Source organism: Ideonella azotifigens (genome assembly GCF_006519715.1).
GTDB lineage: Bacteria > Pseudomonadota > Gammaproteobacteria > Burkholderiales > Burkholderiaceae_C > Ideonella > Ideonella azotifigens.
On the sequence record NZ_VIDT01000470.1, the window covers coordinates 1 to 4,432 of the forward strand.

Sequence of the window (4,432 nt, forward strand, 5' to 3'; positions counted from 1 at the left end):
TGCGCGGCAGCACGGAAAGGGTCATGGCGGTACAAGAACCAGTGGGCGGCATCCCCGCGGCCGCTTCACTTGGTGAGGATGAGCTTGCCCAGCGCCGTCAGGCGCAAGCGATAGACCTGGTCGCCGTGCGCGATTTCGGCCTGCTGCGCCTGGGCCAGCAAGTCCTGGCTGCGCCAGCGCGGGCAGGCGGCCCCATCGGGTGCGCGCGCCGGTGTGGCGCTGATGGCCGGCGTGTTCGGTGCGGACACCGAGACCGGGGCGGTGAAGGAGGTTTGAAGGGCTTGCATGAATGCATCGTAATACGAGCGATTCTTATTTGCATCCATAAAGTCGTGCTGGGCACATGGTTTCTGCATCACGATGCCCGTCAGAACGGCGGGAATTTGGGATCGGATCACCTGCCATTTTGTAAATGCGAATGAGGTGCATTAAAATCTACGCCATTCAAGTAGACGCATGACAGCGGCGCTGGACTTGGGCCGAGCGCCGTCCGTCAAAGCCTGTCCTGGCAGCGTGGTGCTGTGCGGGATCTGCTGATGCTTCCCAGAGAGACGTTTCGATGATCAGAGCTTGGATGGTGCGGCTGCACCGCTGGTTTGGCCTGGCAGCCGCGCTGTTCCTGTTCATCGCCGGGGCCACCGGCGCCGTCATTTCATGGGACCACGAGCTGGACGCCTGGCTGAACCCGGCGCTGTACGAGGCACGCAGTGGCGGGCTGGGCCAGGCTCGGCCGGTGGCCGAGCTGGTTGCTGCGGTGGAAGCGGCGGATCCGAAGGTGCGCGTGAGCTACTACCAGCTGGCGGTCGAGCCGGGAGAGACCTTCAGTGTGTCGGTGGTGCCGCGGGTCGATCCGGCCACCGGCCAGCTCTTCGAGCCTGGCTACAACCAGGTGGCGCTGGACCCGGTGACGGCCGAGGTCCAGGGCAGGCGCGAATGGGGCGCGGTGTCGTTGAGCCGCGAGAACCTGCTGCCCTTTCTCTACAAGCTGCACTACTCGATGCACTTGCCCGATGCCGGCAGCATCGAGCTGGGCATCTGGCTGATGGGCCTGATCGCCATCGCCTGGGTGCTGGATTCGCTGATCGCGCTGTGGATCTCGTTCCCGAATGCCGCGCAGTGGAAGCGCTCGTTTGCGTTCCGCTGGGGCGCCAGCGGGCACAAGCTGGTGTTCGACCTGCACCGCTCCGGCGGCGTGTGGCTGTTCCTGCTGGTGCTGTTGCTGGCCATCACTTCGGTGGCCATGAATCTCAACACGCAGGTGATGCGGCCGGTGGTGTCGGCCTTCTCGACGCTGTCGCCATCACCCTTTGCCAGCCGCACGCCAACGACGCCCACCGCGGCAGCGGAGCCGAAGGTCAGCGCCGCCCAGGTCGTTGCGCTGGCGCAGGCCGAAGGGCTGCGGCGTGGCTTCAGCGAGCCGGCTGGCGCGGTGTTCCTGTCGCCCGAGTTCGGCCTCTGGGGCGTGGGCTTTTTCCGCCCCGGCCATGACCACGGTGACGGCGGCCTGGGCAACGCCTGGCTTTATTTCGACGCCGGGACCGGCGAGCTGGCCGGCGACAGCGTGCCCGGCACCGGCAGCGCTGGCGACATCTTCATGCAGAGCATGTTCCCGCTGCACTCGGGCCGCATCATCGGCCTGACCGGGCGGGTGCTGATCTCGCTGATGGGTGTGGTGATCGCCTCTTTCAGCGTCACTGGCGTGCTGATCTGGGCGCGCAAGCGGCGCGCGCGCAGCGTGGTGCAGAAGCTGGCGGTGGCGAAGTCAATGCGCGCGGCCGCCTGAGCGGCTTGCTTCAGGCACCGTCCTGGCAGGCCGGGTCGCTGCACAGCCCATAGAGCGACAGCGCGTGTTCGCGCAGCTCGAAACCGCGCTCGGCGGCAATGCGCTGCTGCAGCTGTTCGATCGCCGGGTCGCAAAATTCCTCCACCTTGCCGCAGCGCAGGCAGACCAGGTGGTCATGGTGCTCGCCGTGGTTCAGCTCGAACACGGCGCGGTCATTGTCGAACTGGCTGCGCAGCAGCAGGCCGGCCTGCTCGAACTGCGTGAGCACCCGGTAGACGGTGGCCAGGCCAATGTCCGAGCCGTCGTTCAGCAACTGTCGATACACGTCTTCCGCGCTCAGGTGGCGGCGCTCCGAGCGGTCGAACACGGCCAGGATGCGCAGCCGCGGCAGGGTTGCCTTCAGGCCGCTGGTCTTCAGTTCTTCGGCCTGGATCTGGGGGGTTTTGTGCATGGTGGCGGCAAACGCGGATCGTGATGACGAACGGGCAATGGCCGATTATTGCAAATGAGATCGATTTGCATCAATGCAGGATCTGGGATCGAGGTCTTTGTGCCGGGGTTCGCTGCAGCCGGCTGTAGCAAATCCCGAATACGAGCGATTCGCGATCCATCCGGCCGGGCATGGATAACCATTTGGCCCATGGGGTGATGCGGCGCAGAATGCCACGATTCGCAGCGGTTCGAGCGCTGCCCCTCACACACAACAACCTCAAAGGAGCGGGCCATGAAGGGCGACGCCAAAGTCATTGAATTCCTGAATGCGCAGCTGAAGAACGAGCTGACCGCCATCAACCAGTACTTCCTGCATGCCCGCATGCTCAAGCATTGGGGCTTGTTGAAGATCGCGGCGCACGAGTACAAGGAATCGATCGAGGAAATGAAGCATGCGGACAAGCTGATCGACCGCATCCTGATGATCGACGGCCTGCCTAACCTGCAGGACCTGGGCAAGCTGTTCATCGGTGAAAACGCCGTCGAGACGCTGCACTGCGACCTGAAGATCGAAATGGGCTCCCATCCGCTGCTGAAGGACGCGATCGCCCACTGCGAAAGCGTGCGCGACTATGTTTCCCGCGACGTGCTGCTGGAGATCCTGGACGACACCGAAGAGCACATCGAGCACCTGGAAACCCAGATCGCGCTGGTGGCCCAGGTCGGCGAGCAGAACTGGCTGCAAAGCCAGATGAACGAAGACGAATCCTGAGCGCCTCGCACACGCGAAGGAAAAGCCGGCCTTGCGCCGGCTTTTTTCATGGGTGCAAGGGCGGCAACGGGTGCGACATTGGCATCACCGGAACGAGCCGCCAGCGTGCAGCGCGTCACGGGACTTGGCCCCACCGGACCACAGGTATTTGAGAAGCATTTGCATTCAGGTTATGCTTCGCCTGCGTTTTCGATTCCCGAGTTCACGTCCCTCGCAGGTTCCCATGATCGTCTGCCTTTGCAACCGCGTCAGCGACCGAGACATCCGCCAAGTCGTCCAGGTGCACGGTGTGCGCGACTTTGAAGTCCTGAAAGACATGACCCGCGCCGCATCCTGCTGCGGCTGCTGCCACGACTGCGCACGCGAAGTCTTCGACGCTGCCTGCGCCACCCAGCCGCACGAAAGCGCGCAGACGACCTGAAGACCTGGCCTGGCGTTCAGTCGCCTGCCAACACCACCTTGTTCCGGCCTTCTCGCTTGGCGCGGTAACAGGCTGAATCGGCGTCCCGCAGGACTTCGGCAGCACTCACATGCCGGCCGTTGACCAGCACCAGTCCCATGCTGCAGCCAACCGAGTGGCTTGCACCTTCCCAGCTCAGCGCGTAGCGGCCAACGTCGGCGCGCAGCGTTTCGGCAATCGCCTGCGCCCGTTCCAGCGGGCAATGCGGCAGCAGCACCGCAAATTCGTCGCCTCCCAGGCGGGCGGCCAGGTCGGAGCGGCGCAGCGGCGCGGCCAGCACCTGGGCAATGCCGCGCAGCAAGGCATCGCCGGCTGCATGGCCGCCGCTGTCGTTGACCTGCTTGAAGCGGTCCAGGTCTATGAACAGCGCGCAGAACGGCGCGTGTCCGGCTTCCTGCGTCAGCGTCTCCAAGGCCGCTTCGAAGGCGCCGCGGTTGGCGAGGCCCGTCAAGGCGTCGTGGCTGGCAGCCCAGGTCAGCTGTTCGCGGTGGTGCCTGGCCTGGGTCACGTCGTCGACGACCCAGATCGTGCCGGCACCGCGGTTGCCTGGCTGCACCACGCGGCCGCGCATGCGGGCCCAGAAGCCTTCGCCGTCCATGCGCTGCAGCCGGACTTCGCCTTCGAAGCTGCCGTGTGACGCAAACGCTGGGCCGATGCGTGCACGCTGCTCGGCATGCGCTGCGTCGTCGGCATACAGCACCCGCGTGCGCTGGCCCACCAGCTGCTCGCGCTCGGCCCGGAAGATCTGGCAAAAGCGCCGGCTGACGACTTCCAGCCGGCCGTGGCGGGTCAGCGCAATGCCCACCTCCGCATGGTCGACCACGGCTTCGAGCTGCTGCAGCAACTCGTTGACCTCCTGCTGGCGCTGGGCGCGTTGTTGCAACAGTTGCTGGAAGGCCCTGGCCATCGCGCCCACCTCGCCATGGCCCACAGGCCAGCGCTCGGCGCTGTCGTCGCCATTGACCAGCATGGCCTCGGCACGGCG

General features: G+C 65.2%; 6 protein-coding genes. 3 read left to right on the forward strand and 3 right to left on the reverse strand.

Features of this window, described 5'->3' with window-relative positions:
* Positions 1 to 65 precede the first annotated feature (65 nt).
* Entirely contained in the window at positions 66 to 287 is a 222-nt protein-coding gene (gene hemP / locus FKP22_RS22085; RefSeq protein WP_141289842.1) for a hemin uptake protein HemP, read from the reverse strand.
* Between the two features lie 275 nt (positions 288 to 562).
* Between hemP and FKP22_RS22090 the strand changes: the two genes are divergently transcribed.
* The gene (locus tag FKP22_RS22090) at positions 563 to 1,783 is read left to right on the forward strand and encodes a PepSY-associated TM helix domain-containing protein (RefSeq protein ID WP_141289847.1); all 1,221 of its coding nucleotides are present in this window, start codon (positions 563 to 565) and stop codon (positions 1,781 to 1,783) included.
* A gap of 10 nt (positions 1,784 to 1,793) precedes the next feature.
* Here the strand turns inward: FKP22_RS22090 and fur are convergent, their stop codons facing one another.
* Positions 1,794 to 2,234: a ferric iron uptake transcriptional regulator gene (fur, locus tag FKP22_RS22095; RefSeq protein WP_141289843.1), complete on the reverse strand. Its 441-nt coding sequence runs from the start codon at positions 2,232 to 2,234 to the stop codon at positions 1,794 to 1,796.
* Positions 2,235 to 2,507: 273 nt separating this feature from the next.
* Here fur and bfr point away from each other — a divergent pair, with 273 nt between their 5' ends.
* Positions 2,508 to 2,987: a bacterioferritin gene (bfr, locus tag FKP22_RS22100; protein ID WP_141289844.1), complete on the forward strand. Its 480-nt coding sequence runs from the start codon at positions 2,508 to 2,510 to the stop codon at positions 2,985 to 2,987.
* Between the two features lie 223 nt (positions 2,988 to 3,210).
* Positions 3,211 to 3,408, forward strand: a complete 198-nt coding sequence (locus FKP22_RS22105) for a (2Fe-2S)-binding protein (RefSeq protein WP_141289845.1) — start codon at positions 3,211 to 3,213, stop codon at positions 3,406 to 3,408.
* Positions 3,409 to 3,424: 16 nt separating this feature from the next.
* On the opposite strand, the gene FKP22_RS22110 is transcribed toward FKP22_RS22105, so the two are convergent.
* A partial coding sequence (locus FKP22_RS22110) for a GGDEF domain-containing protein (RefSeq protein WP_141289846.1) occupies positions 3,425 to 4,432 on the reverse strand: 1,008 nt, incomplete at its 5' end.

What these genes read in the sequence shown, in the direction of transcription:
- hemP (WP_141289842.1), bottom strand. Translation starts at nt 287, where the DNA reads ATGCAAGCCCTTCAAACCTCCTTCACCGCCCCGGTCTCGGTGTCCGCA.
- fur (WP_141289843.1), bottom strand. Translation starts at nt 2,234, where the DNA reads ATGCACAAAACCCCCCAGATCCAGGCCGAAGAACTGAAGACCAGCGGC.
- bfr (WP_141289844.1), top strand. Translation starts at nt 2,508, where the DNA reads ATGAAGGGCGACGCCAAAGTCATTGAATTCCTGAATGCGCAGCTGAAG.
- FKP22_RS22105 (WP_141289845.1), top strand. Translation starts at nt 3,211, where the DNA reads ATGATCGTCTGCCTTTGCAACCGCGTCAGCGACCGAGACATCCGCCAA.